This window comes from Streptomyces sp. NPDC048361, assembly GCF_040651795.1.
Lineage (GTDB): Bacteria > Actinomycetota > Actinomycetes > Streptomycetales > Streptomycetaceae > Streptomyces.
This window is the reverse complement of the sequence record NZ_JBEZKW010000010.1, coordinates 93,531-116,289: the sequence shown is the minus strand read 5'-3', so window position 1 is coordinate 116,289 and position 22,759 is coordinate 93,531. Positions and strand designations below refer to the sequence as shown.

Sequence of the window (22,759 nt, the reverse complement as noted above, 5' to 3'; positions counted from 1 at the left end):
GACGACGAACACGCACCCAAACCACGGGAACGCTCTCAAGTCACCCAGCGGCACGGACGACGAACACGCACCCAAACCACGGGAACGCTCTCAAGTCACCCAGCGGCACGGACGACGAACACGCACCCAAACCACGGGAACGCTCTCAAGTCGCCCAGCGGCACGGACGACGAACACGCACCCAAACCACGGGAACGCTCTCAGAAGTCGGCCAAGTCTCCGAACCGTACGTCGTACGAGGTGGCCGAGGTCATGTCGGCGAGCAGCCGCGCACCCTCCTCGGCGACCTCCGCGCGGCGCGCCCGCCCGAGCTCGCCGAACGGCTGGACGGTAAGGAGCGCGCCCCCGCCCTTCTGCTCGTCGATGCGCCAGATCCCGGCGAGGAACCCGTCGACGAGCAGCGTGCGATGCGCCTGATTGCCGCTCCAGCTACGGCCCTTGTACTCGGCCGGAACGATCCGGGTCCGGTCGGCGTGCGAGAGCAGCAGGTTGTCGAACTCCGGCAGGAGGCGTACCGGAGCCGGGGTGTCCTCGGGGGGCCGGGTGGCGTCCGGCAGGTCGAAGAGTTCGACGCCGTTCTCGTCCTGGAAGACCGCGAGGCGGGGCCGCAACCGGTCGAAGACGCCGGCGAGCCGCGTCAGACCCGACCAGGTCTGCATGTCCTTGACCGAGGCCGGCCCGAAGGCACCCAGATAGCGCAGTACGGTCTCGTCGGGTGCGGGCACGGGCCGGGCCGAGCGGCCGAGCCAGTGCTCGACCGTGGTGAGCGCGACCTGACCGCTGCTGCCCCACAGGCCGCGTGGCGTCACCTGAACCAACGGGAGTACGCAGCGGGCGGCGACGGAGAGCGCGAAGGGATCCGCGTCCGGCCACTCCGCCTGGAGCGCCACACGCAGTTCCTTCATGGTGTGCGGCCGGTCCTCGACCAGGGTGCGTACGACGTCGCCGAGGTGGTCCGTGTCGACGCCGGCCAACCCTTTGCGGAACGTGTTCAGCTCGCGGTTCCGCGCGGCCTGTACCAGGGGGCGCAGGGTGAGAGCGTCGTCCGCGGTGTGCGTGTGGATGGTGGACCGCATGGTGACGAGCCGCACGACCTCGCGCTTCTCCATCAGCTCTGAGAGCGCTTCCGGCCGGAACCCGGCGAGCCGCGACCAGAGGGCGAAGTAGGGCGGCTTGACGTTCTGGGCCTGGAGTCCGAGCAGGTGGGCGACGGCATCCCTGGGCGAGAGCGTGTCGCAGCGCCGCAGCAGGAGCTGACGGTCGAGGGTGGCACGGTTGAGCGCACGGCGCGACAGCACGGGGTGGGCGTGCCGGGGTGCGCGGGTACTGGGGCCCGCGCCCGGGTTGGGGCCGGGCCCCGTGTTGCGGCCGGGCCCCGTGCCGGTGCCGGTGTTCGAGGGCATGGCGCGCACGGTACTCCACGCCACGTGGGCCGCGGTTTTACAGGCCGACGCCTCCTCCCCGTCACCCTTGGAAGCGCTCTCACAACCGGCGGGTCAGTGCGTGTCGCATACCGCGGCGGACCTGGGAGCCCTCCGGCTCTTCCGAGGCCCGGCCCATGGGCCCAATGCCGCGGTCCGTACCCCCCGTAACCTCCCCCAACCCCACGCACGCACCCACCCAGCCACCCCCGCCCAGGGAGGTACGCCGACTGCCTCCCCGGCCCCAAGGCCATACCCCAAGTCCATACCCCAAGTCCATGCCCGCGCCATTTGAGGCGTATATCCTGCTCCGGGGGCATACGGACGAACGCGTCGGCCGCTCGCCGGGCCGGTCGCAGAGCGGGAGGTGAGTGGCCATGCCCGAGCGACGCGCCCGCCCCGCGCGACCATCGAAGCTGCATTCCTGGCGCAGGCAGTCCTCCGTCGAACCATCCCCTCCACCGGATCCGGCTTCGACCACCGACGTCCCCGGATCAGCGGCGGTCCCCGGCGGGCCCAGGCCGCCCGCCGACGCACCCGCGAGGGACAGCCGCGACAACGGTCAGGCCGGCGGTGGAGTGGGCAGCGTCGTCCAGTCGTCCCTGTACCGCGGCGGGCGGCACATCGCATCGCCGGGCACCCTCGCGGAGACATTCCGCCGACTGCGCGAGACGCCCGACGGCATGGCGTGGATCGGCCTGCAACGCCCTTCGGAGGCCGAACTCCTCTCCCTGGCAGGCGAGTTCGACCTGCACGAGCTCGCGGTGGAGGACGCGCTCGAAGCCCACCAGCGCCCGAAGCTGGAACGCTACGGCGACACTCTCTTCGTCGTGCTGCGCGCGGCGCGCTATCTCGACGCCCCGGAGGAGGTCGACTTCGGCGAGCTCCACGTCTTCGTCGGCCGGGACTTCCTCATCACGGTCCGTCACGGCGCCGCCCCGGACCTCTCCGCGGTCCGCCGCCGCATGGAGGAGGACCCCGAACTCCTCGCGCTGGGCCCGGAAGCGGTGCTGTACGCGATCCTCGACGCGGTGGTGGACGGGTACGCCCCCGTGGTCGCGGGCGTCCAGAACGACATCGACGAGATCGAGACGGAGGTCTTCCGCGGCGACCCGGAGGTGTCTCGGCGCATCTATGAACTCTCCCGCGAAATGGTCGAGTTCCAGCGCGCCACCCGCCCGCTGGTCGGCATGCTGCACGGTCTGATGGCCGGCTTCGCGAAGTACCGCACCGACGAGGAGCTCCAGCGCTACCTCCGCGACGTCGCCGACCACGTCACCCACATCAGCGAACGCGTCGACGGCTTCCGCCAGGCCCTCACCGACATCCTCACCGTGAACGCCACCCTGGTCACCCAGCAACAGAACGCGGAAATGCGGGCGTTGGCGGAGGCGGGGTTCGAGCAGAACGAGGAAATCAAGAAGATCTCGTCGTGGGCTGCCATTTTGTTTGCCCCCACGCTGGTGGGGACGATCTACGGCATGAACTTCGAGCGAATGCCCGAGCTGGAATGGGAGCTCGGGTATCCGTTCGCGATCCTGCTGATGGCGGCGGTGTGCGTGAGCCTGTACTTCGTCTTCAAGCGGCGGGACTGGCTGTAGGAGCCAACTCGGCGCGACTCACCCCCTCGCCTGCTCCTGCGCACCTGCCGTACGACGCGGTTCAGCCGAGCGGCTTCAGCCAACCGGCACCGAGTCGTCTCCTGCAAGGCCCTGTCGATAATCCCCGTGGACGCTTTTGACCGTCTTGGTGAGAGCGATGGCGGGTCCGAGCCACCCGGCACGCCTGGCCACCCTGCCCGGCGACGACGGGTCGGCCGGTCGGGAGTCACGTTCTGCCGCGCCTTCGACGGCGGCGTGCATGCCTGTCTGCGCGGCGTCGATGTTCCCGAGGCGAGAGTGGGCCGCGGGACCGGGTAACGTCTTTGTCATGTTCGTCGTGTTCTTCCAGACGCCGATTTACGAGTGAGCGGGCGGCGGTCCCCGCCGGCGTCCTTCGCCGTTGCCGCGCCCGTCCCCCACCGTCGGATCCGTAGATCACCTCACTTCACCACCGGGAGAACCCGTGACTGACAGCAAGAACATCAACAACCCCGTGGGCCAGGGCGGCGGCCACCGCAAGAAGCTCTCGCGGGCCGAGCGGCAGAACAACGGTCCGCACCGCAACCTCGACCGCCAGAACGCCGCCGACCAGAAGGCGGAGCTCGTGCGCAAGATGCGGGAGAAGGCGGCCGCAGCCAAGGATGCCGGGCAGGCGGGCGATGACACCGCCGCCGACACGGGCTCCGGCGCCGCGAAGAGCTGACCCTCCGCCCGCACCTGGGCGACACCCCCTGGAACCGCCAGTACCAGCGGCACCGGCCCGCTCCACCGGCCCGATGACATGATCGAGCTTTCGACGAGCGCCCGCATCACGTCCCTTCCGCCGGGACGGGAAACGCCGTGCCACGTGGCGGGTGTGCCGCTCGGACGGTACCTACGACAACGGCCAGAGAATTGATATCGAGATTTTCGCGGATCTTTCCGCGCGCACCCCGCGAAGCGACGGCGATACCCGCCCCGCCGCATCCGCGCCGCGGGATCCTGTGGGGCGCGGCCGGCCTGATGGGGCTCGGGTTCCTCGTTCTTCTTGAGGTCTTCGCGCGTCGCCACGGCATACCCGGGCCGATCAGCGCCCAGGTGCGCGAGGTCGTTTTCGCGCCCAAGCCGGGGCCGCTGTACGGCGGTCTGGCGTTGACGATGGTCGTGCTCACCTGGCGGCAGCGGTTCGTCGTGGCCGGCGCCGCCGTAGGGGTCGACATCGTTTTCGCGCTGGTGCGCTGGGCCGTCGGAGCCCAGGTCCCCGAGGGGCAGTACTTCGGCAACGGCGCCCTGTGGGCGATGCTCGGCTGCGCCGTCTTCGCCGTCGTGCGCCGCACCGGCCGCGAACGCGTCCTGCTCCTCAAGGGCGTCGGCCTCGGGCTGCTGCTCGTCACCGGGCGCAAGATCGGTGACACCTGGCTGCTCATCACCTCCAAGACCCGCCCCACCGTGCTCGACCCGTACGTCGCGACCGCCGATCACGCGCTCGGCAACCCCTCGTGGGCCGCGGGCCGGATGCTCAAGGCCATGGGTCCGTTCAGCGGCCATGTCGTGCATGTGGTCTACGCCCAGCTCGCGGTGGCCGCCGTGGTCGTCGCGCTCTACCAGTTGCGCAACGTGGCGGCCGAGCGCCGCTTCCCGCGCCACCATCTGGTGCGGACGTTTCTGGCGATCGGCCTCCTCGGGCCCGCCATCTACATGATCTTCCCGGTGGTCGGACCGGTCTTCGCCTACGGTCCCGGCACCTCCGGCACCGGCGGCGTCGAGTGGGCCGTGGCCAATCTGTGGCCGCACACCCCGCCACCCGTCGGCAGCCCGCACCCCGTGCCGTACGACGCGATCACGCCCCGCAACTGCATGCCCAGCCTGCATACGGCGTGGGCCACCGCGATCTTCATCCACACCCGGAAGGGGCCTCGACTCCTGCGGTTCGCCGGGGCGTTCTGGCTCGTGGCGACGCTCGGCGCGACGCTGGGCTTCGGGTACCACTACGGCGTGGACCTCGTGGCCGGTGTGGTGTTCTCGCTCACCGTCGAGGCGGCCCTGCGCACCGTCGATCGCGGCTGGGACCGGTCGGGGCTCCGGCTCGTCGCGTACGGCACCGCGGTCTTCGCTGCGCTCCTGGTGGCGTACCGCTGGCTGCCGGTGACGATGGCCGGGCATCCCTGGGTGTTCGGCCCTCTTGTCGTGCTCGCGATGGTCTCGGTGGTCTGTGGCTACCTGCGCACCACGCGGGCCTGGGAACCGGAGGCCGTGCCCGTCGCGCGGAGCGAACCGCAGTCCGAAGTAGCCCGAATCGGTATGACCCCGCTCTGAAGGGCCACGCCTCCGTCGCGCTTTGGTCGCGCCTCCGTCGCGCCTCCGTCGCGCTTTGGTCGCGCCTCGGTCGCAGGTCATCACAGCTCGTCGCCACTCGTCACAGCTCCTTCGCCGGCCAGTCAAGGAGCCTCGCCCCGATGACGGCGGTCTGCAAGGTGTAGCGGTGGACCGGGTCGGCCGGGTCGGCGCCGGTGAGCTGGTGGACGCGTTCCATGCGGTACGTGAAGGCCCGCACGCTCAGGCTGAGCCGGCGGGCCGCCTCGGCGGCGACGCAGCCCGCGTCGAAGTAGGCGATGAGGGTGTCCAGAAGCGACTGGGGGCCGCCGCGGGACCCTCGCAGCGGGCCGAGCACCCGCGCCACCAAATCCGCCATGGCTTGGCGGTCGCGCATGAGGACGGGGAAGACCAGCAGGTCGGCGGCGTGCAGCACCCGGTTTTCGAGGTTCATGCGCGTGGCGAGGTCGAGGGCGTTGAGCGCTTCCTCGTAGGAGTGGGCGACGCCGCCCGCGCCGGGGTGCGGGCGCCCGATGGCGACCCGGCCCGTGGTGGCGGCGTACGCCTGTTGGGCGAAGTGGCGCAGGACGTCGTCCTGGTCGGCCGGGGCGACGCAGATGAGCCGGCCGTCCTTGGTGGTGGTCAGGATGCGCCGGTTGCCGAAGCGGCCGAAGAGCGCCTGCCGTACCCGCTGGGTCGCGGGGTGCGCGTCGTCGTACGCGTCCGGGCCCTTCGCCACGGCCACGGCGTGGGCGTGGGAGAGCAGCAACCCGAAGCGTTCGGAGCGTTCTACCAGGTTGCCCGGGTCGCTGCGCCCGTACAGGAGGTCGTCGATGAACTCGCGGCGCGACGCCTCCTCTTGGCGTACGGCCAGGAGCTGTGCGCGTTCGTGTCCTTCGGCGAGGGCGTCGATGACCTGGCCCACGGTGGCGAGGAGGTGGTCGAACGAGGCGCGGGGCAGATCGGGGCAGGCGGTTCGGGCGGTCGCCAGGTGTTGCTGCACCAGTGTGCGCAGGCTGTGGCCGGCCGCGGCGGCGCGTCCGCCGAGGGCGCGGCGCGACTCCAGTTCGTCACGGGTCAGTCGGCGGCCGGTGGCGCAGGTCTCGGCCAGTATGCGGGCGTAGCCGTCGAGATAGTCCGTCGGTATGCCCTGATCCGCGATCTGCCCCGTGTGCCCCTTGCCCTGCCCTGCCACTGGTTCTCCTGGTGTTGATGGGCCGGCCAGTCCTTGATGCGCCACTGTCGGCTTCTTGACGCTCTGCCGACGCCTTCTTGACGGGACGGCGCCGTCGGCGGGCGCCGCGCCCTCGTGGTGAGTATCCGGCATCAGAGAATCGTAAAGACTGCCGGGATCCGGCAATGCGAACAGCCGTGCCCCGTGGCCAAGATGGCCGAGGGGAAACACGGGGGAATGACTCCGGTGCCGGGATGCGACGACGCGCCTGGTGCCGGAGAACCCCGGTGTGTCCCGGAATCACCATCACCGGGCCATGAGCGAAGGGGGCGCCACGATGACCGAGTTCATGGCCGCCGCGCTCGGCTTCCCCGCCGCCCTGTTCAGCGCGGCTCTGATCGTCGTGGTGGCCTTCTGGCTCCTGGTGCTGGTCGGAGCCGCCGAACACACCACCTTCGACGGGGATGTGCACGGCCATGTGTTCGGCGGGGACGGCGTTCCCGTGAGCGTCGCGGTGTCGCTGCTCACCGGGGTCTCCTGGTTCATCAGCCTCAGCGGTTCCGTTCTGATACGCCGCTCCGGCGCGTCCGGCACCACGGCCGCGGCCCTCGCCGCCGGGGTGCTCGCGGTGGCCCTGCTGTGCGGCTGGATCGTCACCCGGTTCCTGGTCGGCCGGCTGCGGCGCGCCTTCCCCGACCATCCGCCGCCGTCCCGGCTCGACTTCGTCGGCCTCACCTGCACGATCCGTACCGGCTCCGTGTCGGCCGACTTCGGGCAGGCGGAGGTCGCGGCGGCCGACGGATCGACCGCCCTGGTGCAGGTCCGCCAGAGCGGCACCGAGCCCCTGCGCCTGGGCAGCACGGGCCTGTTGTACGCGTTCGACGACGACGGCGAGTTCTTCTGGGTCGCGCCCTACGACGCGGCGCTCGACCCGCGCACCACCCGCACCTGACGCGTCCGTACCCATCCGGCCTCCGGCCCGGCCCGGCCCGCGCTTGTTCCTTCTCACTTCACCTGTCCCCAAGGACGTCTCATGGATGCCATTTCCCTGGGCCTCGGCGTACTCGTCGCCGTTGTCCTGCTCATCGCGATCGCCCTGCTCCTGGTGGTCGGCAAGCTGTTCCGGAAGGTGGAGCAGGGCCGCGCGCTGATCATCTCCAAGACCAAGAAGGTCGACGTCACCTTCACCGGCGCCGTGGTGCTTCCGGTGCTGCACAAGGCCGAGTACATGGACATCTCGGTGAAGACCATCGAGATCCGCCGTACCGGGCGCGAGGGCCTGATCTGCCAGGACAACATCCGGGCCGACATCCACATCTCGTTCTTCGTGCGGGTCAACAAGACCGTCGAGGACGTCATCAAGGTGGCGCAGTCGATCGGCACCCAGCGGGCCAGTGACCGGGTCGCCATCCAGGACTTCTTCGCCGCGAAGTTCTCCGAGGCGCTCAAGACCGTGGGCAAGCAGCTCGACTTCGTCGACCTCTACACCAAGCGCGAGGAGTTCCGGGACCGGATCATCCGGGTCATCGGCACCGATCTGAACGGCTACCACCTCGACGACGCCGCCATCGACCACCTCGAACAGACACCGATGACGCAGCTGGACGCGGCGAACATCCTCGACGCCCAGGGCATCCGCAAGATCACCGAGCTGACGGCCGTCGAGCACGTACGCACCAACGAGTTCCAGCGCACCGAGCAGAAGGAGATCACCCGGCAGAACGTGGATGCCAGGGAGACCATCCTGGAGCTGGAGCGGCGGCAGGCCGAGGCCGAGATCAAGCAGCGCCGCGAGGTCGAGACGCTCCGTGCCCGGGAGGAGGCGGCCACGTCCAAGGTGCAGGAGGAGGAGCGGCTCGGGGCGCAGACCGCGTTCCTGCGCACCGAGGAGCAGCTCGGGGTCCAGCGGGAGAACCAGGCCCGGGAGATCGCGGTCGCGCAGAAGAACCGTGAACGGGTCATCGCCGTCGAGAACGAGCGCATCGAGAAGGACCGGATGCTTGAAGTCATCGGCCGTGAGCGGGAGACGGCGCTGTCGGCGATCGCCAAGGACAAGGAGGTCGAGGCGGAGCGCCGTGAGGTCGCCGATGTGGTCAGGGAGCGCATCGCCGTGGACCGTACGGTCGCCGAGCAGGAGGAGTCGATCAAGAAGCTCCGCATGGTCGAGGAGGCCGAGCGCACCCGGCAGGCCGTGATCATCGGCGCCGAGGCGGAGGCTCAGGAGAAGTTGGTCAAGGACATCAAGGCGGCGGAGGCCGCTGAGGCCGCCGCCAAGCACCGGGCGGCCGAGCAACTCACGCTGGCCGAGGCCCGGTTGAAGTCCGCGGACCTCGACGCGCGCGCCAAGCTGCGGCTCGCCGAGGGGCTCCAGGCGGAGGCGGCGGCCGAGGGTCTCGCCCAGGTGCAGGTCCGCGACAAGGAGGCCGAGGTCATCGAGAAGGCCGGCCGCGCCGAGGCAGAGGCGACCGGGGCGCGTCTGAAGGCGGAGGCGGAGGGGGCCCGGCTCAAGGCGCTCGCGGTCGCGGAGGGCACCCAGGCGCAGGCCACGGCGGACGCCGCGATGATCGGCGAGAAGCTGAAGGCGGAGGCCGAGGGGCTGACCGAGAAGGCGGCCGCGATGGCGGCGCTCGACGACGCGTCGCGCGGCCACGAGGAGTACCGTCTGCGGCTCGCCGCGGAGAAGGAGATCCGGCTCGCCGGGCTCACCGCCCAGCGGCAGGTGGCCGAGGCTCAGGCCTCGGTCGTGGCCGCGGGCCTGGAGAAGGCCGACATCAACATCGTCGGCGGCGAGTCCGTCTTCTTCGACCGGCTGGTCTCCTCGATCTCCCTCGGGCAGAGCGTCGACGCGTTCGTGCGGCACTCCGAGACCGCGCAGGCGCTCGCGGGGCCCTGGCTCGACGGGAGCGCGAGCTTCCCCGAGGACCTGACCCGTGTGCTCGGCTCGGTGTCCACCGGCGACGTACAGAACCTGACCGTGTCCGCGCTCCTGATGAAGCTGATGAACTCCGGCGGCGCCGACGCCGGCCAGCTGGGCGAACTGCTCGACAAGGCAGGCAAGTTGGGCCTGACGGACATCCCGGTCTCGGCACTGGCCGCCTCGCTCAACGGCTCGCCCGCCGGCTCGCCCGCCGGCTCGCCCACAGGCACGCTCAACGGCACGAGCACGGTCTGAACCCGGTTTGAACTCGGCCTGACCCCGGCCTGACCTGTGCCCCGGCCCGGGTCCGTGTCCGGGGCCCGGCCCGGGTCCGGGGCCCGGCCCGGGGCCGGGGCCGAGTCACGTACGTACGCATCCGCAGGGAGCCCCACCATGAACAGCACGTCCTCCTCGTCCGCGGTGGACGCGGGCACCTATGAGGTGCTGCGGGACCGGCTGGCCGCGCAGGCCGCCGAACTGAGCCGCAGGGCCGAGGCGCTCGACGCACGGCGCACCGAGGAGTTCGGCTCCACCGAGCTGTCCCTCACCGGCACCGAGCAGCTGCGCACCGCGGACGGCTGTGTGGCCCGGGACGTCGTGGCGGTCGGCGAGCGGCTGTTGGTCGGTTACAGCGCCGCCGCCGGCCCGAAGAACACGACCGCTGTCGGTGACGTCTTCGCCCTGTATGAGCGCGACGGCCTGGAGCGGCTCCCCGAGGACGACGTCCCCGGGCTGCTCGACGATGCGGCGTTCGTCCGCGAGTTCACCGAGCTGCACCGCTACTACCGCGAGGCCCGGCTCCTGCGGCTGCGCCGCGTCGAGGGGAAGCTGCTCGCCGTCTTCAGGACCGGTGAGAGCGGCGACGACATCCGTGTGCTGCGCTGGGCCGTGGACGCGGACGGTGGCGCCACGTTCCTGGACGCCCACGGCGAGCGCGACCACGTCTTCCCGCCGTCCCAGGATGTCGAGTGGACCGCCGTCACCCGCGAGGACCAGGTGCTCGGCCGGCACCCGCACGTATCCGTCGGCGGCGAGGTGTTCGTGTCGACGGTCGGCGGCGCCCTCACCGTGAAAGTGGAGGACAACACCGAGACGGCTGAGGGGATTTACTCCGAGCCGGTCGACGAGGCGCTCCAGTCGCTCGCCGACGCGGAGATCGAGTACGCCTACGCGGGCCGGCTCGTGCTGCTGCGGGTGCGCCCGTACAAGGAGGAGGCGCGGCGCCATCTCGTCTTCAACCGCGCCACGCGCACCGTCGTCCGTATGGACGGCATCGGGCAGGCGTGCCTGCGCCTCCCCGAGGACCAGGGGCTCGTCTTCCCCGGCGGTTACTGCCTCACCACCGGCGCCGCCAAGACCTTCGACATCGCCACCGAGGGCCTGGAGTTCGAGCGGGTCCTGCGCTCCCCGGGCGCGGAGGACGTGCTGTACGCCTTCCATGCCCGGGCCGAGGGCCGGGGCCTGCTCCTGCCGTACCACGCGATCCGCAAGACGGTCACCGCCCCGCTCCCCTGCCACGGATACGCGCTCTTCGACGACGGCACGCTCCTGGTGCTGCGCGCCGACCCTGCCGGGGCGGCCGCGGAGCCGGTCCGCATCCATCCGATCCAGCGCTGGCGCTCCCCGTACGTCAGCGACACCTACGCGGCCGCCCGGCCCGCCGGTGGCGGCCCGCTGGCCCGCATCGGCAACGCGGACCTGGTGCGCGGCATCGCCGACTGCCTCTTCCTCGCGCGTACGGTCTCCGAGGCCACCGCGCCGACCACCGGTGTGTACGAGGCCCTGCTCGCGTCCTGTGTCCGCGCCGCCGACACCCACCACTGGCTGGGCGACTCCGATGTGGGCTACCTGCTGGGCCCGTTGAGCGAGGTCCGTGCCACGGCCGAGCAGGTTCTTGCCGAGTTCGAAACCGTCCAGACCCTGACCCGGCAGGCCGCCGAGGCGCTGGAGGAGGCCGCCGCGCAGATCGCCTCGCTGGTGCGCCGGCTGCGCGGGGAGGCGCCGCGCGAGGCCGCCGAGTGGGTGGCTCGGCTGAGCGAACTTCGCCGCGCCCAGGGTCACTTGGTGACGCTGAAGGAGCTCCGGTACGCGGACACCGGGCGCATCGACGAGCTGGCCGCGGAGGTCACGGCCGACATCGGCACGTTCGCGCAGCGCGCCGTGGTGTTCCTGGCGCGCGAGGACGCGTTCGCCGGGTATCACGACGACATCGCCGAACTGGCGGCACGGGCCGAGGGGATCGGCACGGTCGCCGAGGCGGCCCCGGTCACGGCCCGGCTCGACGAGCGGACCGAAGGGCTCAGGACCGTCACGGAGGTCGTCGCGGGGCTCGATGTCGGCGACGCCACCGTCCGTACCTCGATCCTGGAGCGGATCGCGGACGTCCTCGGCGGCGTCAACCGGGCCCGTGCCGCCCTCGACGCGCGCACCCGCGAGCTCCGCGACCATGAGGGTGCGGCCGAACTCGCGGCGGAAATGGGCCTGTTGGGGCAGTCCGTCACCGCGGCGCTCGCCGGCGCCGACACCCCGGAGCGCTGCGACGACCAGCTCGCCGGGCTCCTGCTGCGTCTGGAGGACCTGGAGTCGCGGTTCGCGCACTCCGACGCGGCGCTCGCCGAGATCGGCACCCGGCGCACCGAGGTGTACGAGGCGTTCTCGGCCCGCAAACAGACGGTGCAGGACGCCCGCGCCCGTCACGCCGAGCGCCTCGCCGACTCGGCCGGGCGTGTCCTTGAAACGATCGCTCGGCGACTGACAGCCCTCCCCGACCTGGACGCGGTCAACACCTACTTCGCCTCCGACCCGATGGTCGCCAAGGTCCGCAGGACCGCAGGTGAGCTGCGTGAACTGGGCGACCGGGTCAGGGCCGAGGAACTGGAGGGCCGCGTCAAAGCGGCCCGCCAGGAGGCGGCGCGCGCCCTGCGCGACCGTAGCGAGCTGTACGGCGACGGCGGCAGGACGGTACGGCTGGGGCGGCACGCGTTCGCGGTCAACACCCAGCCGCTGGACCTGACCCTCGTACCGCACGGCGACGGCCTGGCCTTCGCACTGACCGGCACCGACTACCGCTCCCCCGTCGACGACCCGGCGTTCGAGGCCACCCGCCCCTACTGGGGGCAGTCGCTGCCGTCCGAGAACGCCGAGGTGTACCGCGCCGAGTACCTCGCCGTGCGCCTGTTCACCGAGCACGGTCCCGCCGCCCTCGCCGACGCCGATCTGCCCGCGCTCGTGCGGCGGGCCGCCGAGTCGGCGTACGACGAGGGGTACGAGCGGGGTGTCCACGACCATGACGCCACCCTGGTGCTCGGCGCCCTGCTGCGGCTGCACGACGGTGCGGGCCTGCTGCGCCACCCGCCGGCGGCCCGCGCCGAGGCCCAGCTGTTCTGGGCGCACCGCACCACCGGCCCTGAGCGGGCCACCTGGACGCGGCGCGCGTCGTCGCTGGCCCGCGCCCGCGCCACCTTCGGTCTCGCCCCGGCCAGCGCGGACTTCCTGGCCGAACTGGCCGTCGCCATGGGGGCTTCGGCCACGGCGGCCGCGTACCTCTTCGACGAGCTGGCGTGCGCGCCCGACGGGTTCGTCACCCGTGCCGCGACCCGCGATCTGCTGGACAAGTTCCGCCGGGCGGCGGGCACTTCGGCGTACGAGGACGACTTGGCGGCGCTCGATGCCCTGGCCGACCGGCGTCAGCTCGTCGAGGCGTGGCTGTCGTCCTACGCCACCGCCGCGGGTGAGCCCCTCGACGAGGGCGATCTCGCGGAGGCGGTCGCCGTGGAACTCTGTCCCGGCCTGGTCCGGTACGGCTGTGAGGCATCCGTGTCCGTCACGGTCGAGGGGCTGCTCGGCACCCATCCCCGCATCACCGCGGGCCGCACTCTCACCGTGCGCATCGACGAACTCCTCACCCGTACAGGGGCGTTCACGGAGCGAGCCGCCGTCGGATTCCGCGACTACCAGCGTCTGCGGACGGCTCTGGTCGCCGCGGAGCGCGGACGGCTCCGCCTGGAGGAGTACCAGCCGCGGGTCATGTCGTCGTTCGTGCGCAACCGCCTCCTCGACGAGGTCTGTCTGCCGCTCATCGGCGACAGCCTCGCCAAGCAGCTCGGCACGACCGGTGACACCAAGCGGACCGACAGCAACGGCCTGCTGCTGCTCATCTCCCCGCCCGGCTACGGCAAGACGACGTTGATGGAGTACGTGGCGAACCGACTCGGTCTCGTCCTGGTGAAGGTCAGCGGGCCGGCGCTCGGCCACGCGGTCACCTCGCTCGACCCGTCCGAGGCGCCCGACGCCACGGCCCGCCGCGAGGTCGAGAAAATCAACTTCGCTCTTGAGGCGGGCAACAACACCCTGCTCTACCTCGATGACATCCAGCACACCTCGCCGGAGCTGCTGCAGAAGTTCATCCCGCTGTGCGACGCCACCCGGCGCATGGAGGGCGTGCGGGACGGCCGGGCCCGCAGCTACGACCTGCGCGGCAAGCGGTTCGCCGTCTGCATGGCGGGCAACCCGTACACCGAGTCCGGGCAGCTCTTCACCCTCCCCGACATGCTGGCCAACCGCGCCGACGTATGGAACCTCGGTTCCGTACTCACCGGCAAGGAGGACGCGTTCGCGCTGAGCTTCGTCGAGAACGCGCTGACGTCGAACCCGGTGCTCGCCCCGCTCGCCGGCCGCGACCGCGCCGACCTCGATCTGCTGGTGCGGCTCGCCGAACGCGACCCGTCGGCCCGCGCGGACCGGCTCAACCATCCTTACGCAGCGGCGGAGTTGGAGCGCGTCCTTGCGGTACTGGGTCACCTTCTCGTCGCCCGGTCCACCGTTCTCGCCGTGAACGCCGCGTACATCGCCTCCGCGGCCCGGAGCGACGGCAGCCGCACGGAACCGCCGTTCCAGCTCCAGGGTTCGTACCGCAACATGAACAAGATCGCCGAGCGGCTCGACCCCGTCATGAACGACGCCGAGCTCGCCGCCATCATCGAGGACCACTACAGGAGCGAGGCGCAGACCCTCACCACGGGCGCCGAGGCCAACCTCCTGAAGCTGGCCGAACTGAGGGGCCGGCTCACCGCCGAGCAGGGTGCGCGCTGGGCGGAGGTCACCTCCGCGTACGTCCGCGCCCAGGCGCTCGGCGGCGCCGAGGGCGACCCGCTCACCCGGGCGGTCGCGGCCCTCGGCCTGCTCGCGGACCGTGTCGCGGCCGTCGAATCCGCCATCACACGGGCCGGGGAGGCCCGGTAGGTTCCGGGCCCCCGTTGCCGGGCCCGAGGGCTCCGGTCATGGCGTCTTCTGTTCCTCCCGTGCCCTGGCGGGTTCGTCAACGGCCGCCGTTGGACGGCGAGTTGCGGCCAAGTAGGTCACGGCGCCGAGGAACAGAGCGACGGAGACCCAGTCGTTGAGGCGCAGACCGAGGAACTCGTTGGCGTGGTCGATGCGCAGGGCTTCGATCCAGGACCGTCCCGCGGTGTAGACCACGACGTAGCAGGCGAAGAGCCGGCCGCGCCGCAGCCGGTACCGCCGGTCGAGCCACAGGAGCAGGGCCATCGCGCCCAGGTCCCAGAGCGATTCGTACAGGAACGTGGGGTGGTAGAACGCGATGTCCGCGGACCCGTCGGGCCGGTGGGCCGGGTCGATGAGCAGCTTCCACGGCAGGGAGGTGGCGCGTCCGTAGAGCTCCTGGTTGAAGTAGTTGCCCCACCGCCCCATCGCCTGGGCCAGTACGAGGCCGGGCGCGGCGGCGTCCGCGAAGTCCGCGAGGGTGATGCCACGGCGGCGGCAGCCGAGCCACGCCCCCACGGCGCCGAGCGCGACGGCGCCGGGAATGCCGAGGCCGCCGTCCCAGATGTACAGCGCCCTGATCGGCTGGTGCCCGGCGGTGAAGTACAGCTCGGGGTCGGTGATCACGTGGTAGAGCCGGCCGCCCAGGAGCCCGAACGGCACCGCCCACACGGCGATGTCGGAGATGTCTTCGGGATTCCCGCCGCGCGCCGCCCAACGGCGCCGGGTGAGCCAGACCCCGGCGAAGACACCGGCGATGATGCAGAGCGCGTACGCCCTGATGGGGAGCGGGCCCAGGTGCCACACCCCCTGGGAAGGGCTCGGCAGATACGCCAGAACCATGAGCTCGACCACTCTCCACGCACGAAGGACCGGCGAGGTGCCGGGGGACCCGCCCGACAGTACAGAGGAGGCCGGATCGTCCGGCGGTCACGGTCACGGTCGCGGTCGGAGTCGGAGTCGGAGTCGGAGTCGGGGCAGGGTGGGGTGGGGGTGGGCGGTCACGGCCATGGTGGCGGGCCCGGCGGTCGACCGCCCCGCGCCGTCGCCCGGTTTGCCGGCTGACGCGCCGTCGCGCCGGTCGACCGCCACGGGCCCGCCCGCGCACCATGCGGTGGTGCGCGGGCGGGCCCGTGGTGAGATGACTGCTGAACTGCCGTACTGGAGAGCCGAGTTGGCGTCAGGCCGCGCGGCGGACGCGGGCGGCCTTGCGGGCCTCGCTCAGCTCACGGGTCTCGCCGGTGCGGCGCGAACCGGTGCTGCGGCCGGCCTGGCCGCGTGCGGTGCCCCGCCCCCGGAACGGGGCCTGGCCGCGCTGCTTGGGGCGGTCCTCCGTGGACGCCGCGGGGCCGACGGGGATGCCGGAGGGGGTCTGGGCGCCGGTGATGCGGCTCAGCTCGGCCTCGCCGGAGCGGACCTGGGTGATGGTCGGGGTGATCCCGGCGGCCATCATCAGGCGGCTCATCTCGCGGCGCTGGTTGGGCAGGACGAGGGTGACGACGCTGCCGGACTCGCCGGCGCGGGCGGTGCGGCCGCCGCGGTGCAGGTAGTCCTTGTGGTCGGTCGGCGGGTCCACGTTGACGACGAGGTCGAGGTTGTCGACGTGGATGCCGCGTGCGGCGACATTGGTGGCGACCAGGACCGACACCGCGCCGGTCTTGAACTGGGCCAGGGTGCGGGTGCGCTGCGGCTGGGACTTGCCGCCGTGCAGGGCCGCGGCCCGCACGCCGCTCTGGAGGAGGTGCTTGGTGAGCTGGTCGACGGCGTGCTTGGTGTCGAGGAACATGATCACCCGGCCCTCGCGGGCCGCGATCTCGGTGGTCGTGGCGTACTTGTCGGCGCTCTGCACATGCAGTACGTGGTGCTCCATCGTGGTGACCGCGCCGGCCGACGGGTCGACGGAGTGGACCACGGGGTCGTGCAGGTAGCGCCGGACCAGGAGGTCGACGTTGCGGTCCAGGGTGGCCGAGAACAGCATGCGCTGGCCTTCGGGGCGCACCTGGTCGAGGAGCTCGGTGACCTGCGGCATGAAGCCCATGTCGGCCATCTGGTCGGCCTCGTCGAGCACGGTGATGGCGACCTGGTCGAGGCGGCAGTCGCGGCGCTCGATGAGGTCCTTGAGGCGGCCGGGCGTGGCCACGACGACCTCGGCGCCGGAGCGCAGCGCGCCGGCCTGCCGCCCGATCGACATGCCGCCGACGACGGTGGCCATGCGCAGTTTGAGGGCCTTGGCGTACGGGGTGAGGGCGTCGGTGACCTGCTGGGCCAGCTCACGGGTGGGGACCAGGACCAGGGCGAGCGGCTTCTTCGACTCGGCTCGGCGTCCCGCGGTGCGCACCAGGAGGGCGAGGCCGAAGGCGAGGGTCTTGCCCGAGCCGGTGCGGCCGCGGCCCAGGACGTCCCGGCCGGCCAGCGAGTTCGGCAGCGTGGCCGCCTGGATGGGGAACGGCTCGTTCATGCCCAGGCTGGTGAGCAGGTCGAGGATGGGCGCGGGCATGTCGAGGTCGCCGAAGTTCTCGACGGGCGGCAGGGCCGGCGTCATGGTGACGGGGAGGGCGAACTCGCCCTGCGGCGCGGCGGGCCTACGGCCGCCGCCGGAGCGGTTCGAGCCCTGGGGGCGGAAGCGGGCGCCCCGGTCGGTGCTGCCGCCCTTGCGGGCGGCGGAGTAGCGGTCGTTCGTGCGAGCTGAACGGTTCAAGGAGAACCTTCCTCGATATGGCACGTATCGAGGGATCCCCGGCGCAGTGGAGCAGCCGGTACATCGCAAGAACGAGCCGAAACAGAAGTCGAATTCTGATCCGGCCGCACGGGGGCGCGTGAATGTTTCGCCCGTTGTCGGAATGCCGGGCATCCGCCGCCTGGTGGGGCGGTCGGGCCGGATCAGGACAGCGGGCCGGTCCGCGCCGGGCCGTGGCCATGGCGGTCGGTCCGCTGGGTGGCGGGACGCCCGGGGTGGTCCCCGGTGTCCCGCGGGGCCGCGAGAGTGCCGTCACACGGTGACGGCGGGCCCGGTGGTACAGCAACGGGCTGGGGCCCGCACCTCAAGGTGCGGGCCCCAGCCGCGCGCAGAAAACGCCTCAGCGTCAGGCAGGCGTGATGTTCTCGGCCTGGGGGCCCTTCTGGCCCTGCGTGACGTCGAAGTTCACCTTCTGGCCTTCCTGAAGCTCACGGAAGCCCTGGGTGGCGATGTTCGAGTAGTGGGCGAACACGTCCGGGCCGCCACCCTCCTGCTCAATGAAGCCGAAGCCCTTTTCCGCGTTGAACCACTTCACGGTGCCAGTAGCCATGTCATATCTCCTTCGGGGCAATGCCCGGGGGTCCGCACTGTGCTGACCCCGTCGTTACCGCGATGATTGCCCCGTCCGGAAAAAACACCGGAAATACAAAAGCGCCCGACGGCATAAAACCATCGAGGCACTTGAAGTCTTTGGGAACCACAACTGCAACTGGGATCAACAGTAGCACGGTTCCGAGAAGCAGGCACGGCGAATACCACCATTTCGGGCGCGCCGCCAGGAGACCTCGCCGTACATTGCGCAAATTTCTGCCGCTGGAGGGTGGACCGGGGCCCCGGAGTATTCAGCCGGACGGCCGGTCCCCGTAGGCCTTGATAGCGTCGCCGCGTGGGTCTCATGCGCGGTGCCGGCGGCGGTGGACGGGTGGTGACGGCCCGGGCGCTGCGGATGTCGCGGGCCGGCTCGACGGTGCTGGTGCTCGGTGTGACGGTGCCCACCTTCCTCGCGGCCGGCACCGGCATGCGGGCCGTCGGCGCCCTTGTCCTCGCCGTGGCGCAGACCGCGCTGCTGTGGTGGGTGATGATCCGGCCCGGCGGGGTGCTCGCGGTGAGCGCGCTGCTCGGCACCGCGATGTGGCTGCTCTTTCCCGCCCTGAGCCTGACCGGCGCCTTCCTCGGGGCCCAGATCGCCTTGTGCGCGCTCTCCGCCCTGCGTCCGGTGCGGACGTCGCGGTGGTGGCTGCTCGGGATGCTCGCGTTCGCCCCACTCGCGTACGTCGGCGCGGGCACCCTGGTGCTGGTCACCCACGTGCTGGCCGTGACACTGGCGTGGACGGCCGGGCAGTGGCGCCGGGCCCACCAGGACCGGCTGGCCGCCGAGACGCGGCGGGCGGTCGCGGAGGAGCGGGCCAGGATCGCCCGCGAGGTGCACGACGTGGTGGCCCACACGGTCTCGGTGATGGTGATCCAGGCGAGCGCCGCGGAGGACGTCTTCGCCACCCAACCCGAGCAGGCCAGACAGGCGCTGCGCGCCATCGACAGCGCGGGCCGCTCGGCGCTCGGGGAGCTGCGGCTGCTGCTGCGCGCCGAAACAGGCGAGTACGGCGAGTACGGCGGGTACGGACAGTACGGCGAGGGCCGCGAATACGGCGCGGAGGGTGCGCGGGGCGAGTACGGCGCGCAGGGTGAGCAGGGCGCGGGCGACGGCCGGGGCGCGGACGAGGGTCAGGACCCGGGCGACGACGGGTGGCGGCCGGCGCGCGGGCTCGGGGACCTCGACGGGCTCGCCGCCAACGCGCGGGCCGCGGGCCTCGCCGTCGAGTTGCACGAGGAGGGCACGGCGCTGGACGTCCCGGCCGCCGTGGGTCTCGCGGCGTACCGGATCGTGCAGGAGGCGCTCACCAACACGATGCGGCACGCGGGGGCGAGCCGGGTACGGGTCTCGGTGTGCCGGGGCGCGGATTCGGTGCGGGTCGAGGTGAGCGACAACGGCCGCCAGGGAGGCCGGAGTTGGCGCTCCGGCGGGTCGGGGCGCGGGCTCGCGGGGATGCGCGAGCGGGCCGCGCTGCTGGGCGGCACTCTGGAGGCCGGGCCCGGCCCCGGCGGAGGTTTCGAGGTGCGCGCCGAGCTGCCGATACAGTACGCCCCGTGACGATCCGGGTGGTGGTGGCCGACGACCAGGCGCTGGTGCGCGGCGGGTTCCGCCTGATCATCGACGCCAGGGACGACCTCGAAGTGGTCGGCGAGGCCGTCGACGGGCGTCACGCGGTGCGCCTGGTCGAGGAGGTGCGGCCGGACGTCGTCCTCATGGATGTGCGGATGCCGGTGATGGACGGTATCGAGGCCACGCGCGCCATCATCGCCTCGGGCAGTGCGGCCCGGGTCCTCGTCGTCACCACCTTCGACCTCGACGAACACGTCCTGACCGCGCTGCGCGCCGGAGCCAGCGGGTTCCTGCTCAAGGACATCAGGCCCGCCGAACTCGCCGAGGCGGTCCGGGTGGTCGCGCGGGGGGACGCGCTGCTCGCGCCGACCGTGACGCGGCGCATGCTGGACCGCTTCGCGCACACCACCGCCCCCTCGGCGCCTGCCGCGCTCGCCGAGCTGTCGCCGCGCGAGCGGGAGGTGCTCACCCTTGTCGGGCAGGCGCTGTCCAACACCGAGATCGCCCGGCTGCTGCATCTGTCGGAGGCGACGGTCAAGACCCATGTGTCGGCGGTCCTGCGCAAGCTGCGCCTGCGCGACCGGGTCCAGGCGGTGGTCGCCGCGTACGACCACGGCCTGGTCGAGCCCCGCCGGGGCTGAGCCACCGTGGCGGTCGAGCCACGCTCAGCCCGAGCCACCGTGGCGGTCGAGACCGCCGGACCCGAGCCACCCCAGGCGGCCGAGCGCCGCCATGCCCGAGCCACCCCGGTGGGCCGGTCCCGGCGGTCACGCTCCTCATCCCCCGGGGTGAGTCGTCCGCGCACTCATCCCGTGGGCCGAGCGCGGATCCGTACGCCGGGTGGATCCCGGCGCGGCGCGGATTGCCTAGCGTCGGTGCCATGACGCTCTCTCTGTACGGCCGGCTGTATCTCACGGCCTACAACACCGACGCCGGCGCGCTGTACGACCGCACCCGGGCCGGGTTCCTGCTGCGCGTCGCGGTGCTGGCCGAGCTGGCCCGTGCGGGCCGGGTCGCCGACCGTGCGGGCGAGGTGGCGGTCGTGGACGCAGCCGCCACCGGCGATCCCGTCCTCGATCTCGTCCTGCCCCGCCTCGGGGCGCACCGGCGCACGTGGAAGGCGTGGACGCGCGCCGACCGCAAGGAGACCCTCGCCGCCGTCGAGGACCGGCTCGCGGCGCTCGGGGTGATCACCGTGCGGGAGCGGCGGTCGGCTGCGTTCGCGCGCCCGGCGCGGCGCGAGGTGACGGTGTGCGACGCGGCGGAGGTACGGGCGCTCCAGGGCGCTCTCGCCGGGGTGCTGCGGGGCGAGGGGTCCGCCGAGCCGGACGACGCCGTCCTGGTGGCCCTCGCCGCGGCGGGCGGGGCGCACCACGTCGTGTCGCGTGCCGATGCCAGGGCCCGCAAGGACCGCGTGGGCGCGCTGACCGGGCATCTGGACGCGATCGCGCCCTCGCTCGGCCGAGCTGTCCGGGGGCTCGGGACCACCCTGGTCGCGGCTCAGGGCGGGATGGGCGGTGGCTGAGGTGCGCGCGATCGTGGCGGCACTCGCCGGCGCACTGGCCCTGACGCTTTCGCCGCCCGCGGCCCACGCGCCCTCCTCTCCCCCGGCTCTCCCGCTTTCACCGCCCGCGGCCCAGGCGCCCTCATCGCCCCCGCCCCGCACTCCCTCGCCGCCCGCGGCCCACGCACCCTCGCCGACGGCGCCCGTGGTGCACACCCCGGCCGGAGCCGTGCGCGGCTCGGCCCAGGACGGCTACCGGGTCTTCGACGGCATCCCGTACGCCGCGCCGCCCGTCGGTGCGTTGCGCTGGGCGGCGCCCCGCCCGGCCGCCGTGTGGTCCGGGATCCGCGACGCGACCGAGCCGGGCGACGCCTGTGCGCAGCCGGCGGGTGAGGTGCCGGGCGGCAGCACGAGCGAGGACTGTCTGTATCTGAACGTGACCACACCCGCCGACGCGTCGGCGAGCCGCCCCCGGCCGGTGATCGTATGGCTGCACGGCGGCGGCTTCATCAGCGGCGCCGGCAGCTCCTACGACGCGCACCGCATGGCGACCGGCGGCGACGTGGTCGTGGTCACCGTCAACTACCGCCTGGGAGCGCTCGGTTTCCTCGGCCTCCCCGGCCTGCCGGGGTCGGGCACCATCGGCCTCGCCGATCAGCAGGCCGCCCTGCGGTACGTACGGGACGACATCGCGGCGTTCGGCGGCGATCCCCGGAACGTGACGCTGGCCGGTGAGTCGGCCGGGAGTTACGCGGTCTGCGCTTAGCTCGCCTCCCCGTCGGCCGCGGGGCTCTTCCAACGGGCGATCATGGAGAGCGGGCCCTGCACGGGCGGCCCGGCGCGCCCGTTCGCCCCGTACGCGGTGGCACCTGGGGCGACTGATGCCGCCGGGGCGAAACTCGTGGCCGCCGTGGGGTGCGCCAAGGCGGTGGACGTGCCGCGGTGTCTGCGCACGGTCCCCGTCTCCCGGCTGCTCACGGCGCAGGGCGCGGACGCGCAGCCCGAGTACGGCACACCGCTGCTGCCGCGCGACCCGGCCGAGGCGCTCGCCTCGGGGCGGACGGCCCGGGTTCCGGTGCTCGTCGGCGCCAACCACGACGAGGGCACCATCTGGGCGGCGGGCATCATGGCGGCCGGCATCACGGTCACCCCGGCGAACTGGCCTGACGTGGTACGGGAGTTCGTGCCCGACCCGGCTCGCGCCGCGGAAGTGGTGAACGCCTACCCCGTGAGCGCCGCGGACGGCGGTCCGGTGTTCGGCGCGGTCATCGGCGATGCGAACTACGCCTGCCCCGCGCTGCGTACGGGGTCGCTGTTGGCGGCGCGGGGACGGGTGTGGCGCTACGAGTTCGCCGACCCCGATCCGCCACGGCCCCTTCCCACTCCCCCGCCGTTCCCGCTGGGCGCCACCCACACCACCGAGCTGCCCTACCTCTTCGATCTGGGCGGCCGGCCACGGGAGATGACGGCCGGCCAACATCGCCTGGCCGCCACCATGATCGGGTACTGGACGCGGTTCGCCCGCACCGGCGACCCCAACGGCGGGGACGCGCCGCGCTGGTCGCGCTCTCAGGTGCAGAGCCTCGCTCCGGGCCGCACGGGTCCGGTGCGGCCGGGTCCGGGTCATCATTGCGCGCTGTGGGCGACGATGCCGTAAGTCGTCAGGGGCCGCGCT

Annotated in this window: 14 protein-coding genes and 1 pseudogene; 10 read left to right on the top strand and 5 right to left on the bottom strand. The window is 72.2% G+C overall.

Annotated elements, in window-relative coordinates:
- Nucleotides 1-200 precede the first annotated feature (200 nt).
- The gene (locus AB0D31_RS08350) at nt 201-1,403 is read right to left on the bottom strand and encodes a winged helix DNA-binding domain-containing protein (RefSeq protein WP_362718766.1); all 1,203 of its coding nucleotides are present in this window, start codon (nt 1,401-1,403) and stop codon (nt 201-203) included.
- Between the two features lie 395 nt (nt 1,404-1,798).
- Here AB0D31_RS08350 and AB0D31_RS08345 point away from each other — a divergent pair, with 395 nt between their 5' ends.
- The 3 genes from AB0D31_RS08345 (at nt 1,799) to AB0D31_RS08335 (ending at nt 5,317) form a co-directional block, all read left to right on the top strand.
- A complete protein-coding gene (locus AB0D31_RS08345; protein WP_362718764.1) occupies nt 1,799-3,022 on the top strand; it encodes a magnesium and cobalt transport protein CorA in 1,224 nt (407 codons plus the stop codon).
- A gap of 463 nt (nt 3,023-3,485) precedes the next feature.
- Nucleotides 3,486-3,725, top strand: coding sequence for a DUF6243 family protein (locus AB0D31_RS08340; RefSeq protein WP_362718762.1), 240 nt, complete (start codon nt 3,486-3,488; stop codon nt 3,723-3,725).
- 275 nt (nt 3,726-4,000) lie between these two features.
- Nucleotides 4,001-5,317, top strand: a complete 1,317-nt coding sequence (locus AB0D31_RS08335; protein WP_362718868.1) for a phosphatase PAP2 family protein — start codon at nt 4,001-4,003, stop codon at nt 5,315-5,317.
- Between the two features lie 100 nt (nt 5,318-5,417).
- On the opposite strand, the gene AB0D31_RS08330 is transcribed toward AB0D31_RS08335, so the two are convergent.
- Nucleotides 5,418-6,509, bottom strand: coding sequence for a helix-turn-helix domain-containing protein (locus AB0D31_RS08330; RefSeq protein WP_362718760.1), 1,092 nt, complete (start codon nt 6,507-6,509; stop codon nt 5,418-5,420).
- Nucleotides 6,510-6,825: 316 nt separating this feature from the next.
- Here AB0D31_RS08330 and AB0D31_RS08325 point away from each other — a divergent pair, with 316 nt between their 5' ends.
- The 3 genes from AB0D31_RS08325 (at nt 6,826) to AB0D31_RS08315 (ending at nt 14,646) form a co-directional block, all read left to right on the top strand.
- Complete coding sequence (locus AB0D31_RS08325) at nt 6,826-7,440, top strand: hypothetical protein (protein ID WP_362718866.1); 615 nt, start codon at nt 6,826-6,828, stop codon at nt 7,438-7,440.
- 81 nt (nt 7,441-7,521) lie between these two features.
- Nucleotides 7,522-9,660, top strand: coding sequence for a flotillin family protein (locus AB0D31_RS08320; RefSeq protein WP_362718757.1), 2,139 nt, complete (start codon nt 7,522-7,524; stop codon nt 9,658-9,660).
- 138 nt (nt 9,661-9,798) lie between these two features.
- Nucleotides 9,799-14,646, top strand: a complete 4,848-nt coding sequence (locus tag AB0D31_RS08315; RefSeq protein WP_362718756.1) for a DNA repair ATPase — start codon at nt 9,799-9,801, stop codon at nt 14,644-14,646.
- 36 nt (nt 14,647-14,682) lie between these two features.
- Here AB0D31_RS08315 and lgt read toward each other — a convergent pair whose 3' ends face one another.
- From lgt to AB0D31_RS08300, 3 genes are all read right to left on the bottom strand, one after another.
- Entirely contained in the window at nt 14,683-15,525 is an 843-nt protein-coding gene (gene lgt, locus AB0D31_RS08310; protein ID WP_362718754.1) for a prolipoprotein diacylglyceryl transferase, read from the bottom strand.
- A gap of 337 nt (nt 15,526-15,862) precedes the next feature.
- Nucleotides 15,863-17,380, bottom strand: a complete 1,518-nt coding sequence (locus AB0D31_RS08305) for a DEAD/DEAH box helicase (protein ID WP_362718751.1) — start codon at nt 17,378-17,380, stop codon at nt 15,863-15,865.
- A 385-nt stretch (nt 17,381-17,765) separates the two neighbouring features.
- Complete coding sequence (locus tag AB0D31_RS08300) at nt 17,766-17,969, bottom strand: cold-shock protein (RefSeq protein ID WP_035796868.1); 204 nt, start codon at nt 17,967-17,969, stop codon at nt 17,766-17,768.
- Between the two features lie 345 nt (nt 17,970-18,314).
- On the opposite strand from AB0D31_RS08300, the gene AB0D31_RS08295 reads away from it, so the two are divergent.
- The 4 genes and pseudogenes from AB0D31_RS08295 to AB0D31_RS08280 all read left to right on the top strand — a co-directional run bounded on the left by AB0D31_RS08295 (nt 18,315) and on the right by AB0D31_RS08280 (nt 22,741).
- Entirely contained in the window at nt 18,315-19,568 is a 1,254-nt protein-coding gene (locus AB0D31_RS08295; RefSeq protein WP_362718863.1) for a histidine kinase, read from the top strand.
- Nucleotides 19,565-20,221 carry a response regulator transcription factor gene (locus tag AB0D31_RS08290; protein ID WP_362718748.1) on the top strand — a complete coding sequence of 219 codons (657 nt, stop codon included), beginning with the start codon at nt 19,565-19,567 and terminating at the stop codon, nt 20,219-20,221. Before AB0D31_RS08295 ends, AB0D31_RS08290 begins: the two co-directional genes overlap by 4 nt.
- Nucleotides 20,222-20,460: 239 nt before the next feature.
- Nucleotides 20,461-21,105 carry a GPP34 family phosphoprotein gene (locus AB0D31_RS08285; RefSeq protein ID WP_362718745.1) on the top strand — a complete coding sequence of 215 codons (645 nt, stop codon included), beginning with the start codon at nt 20,461-20,463 and terminating at the stop codon, nt 21,103-21,105.
- Nucleotides 21,098-22,741 (top strand): annotated as a pseudogene (locus tag AB0D31_RS08280) (carboxylesterase family protein). The gene AB0D31_RS08285 and the pseudogene AB0D31_RS08280 overlap by 8 nt, the downstream one beginning before the upstream one ends.
- Nucleotides 22,742-22,759: the final 18 nt, after the last annotated feature.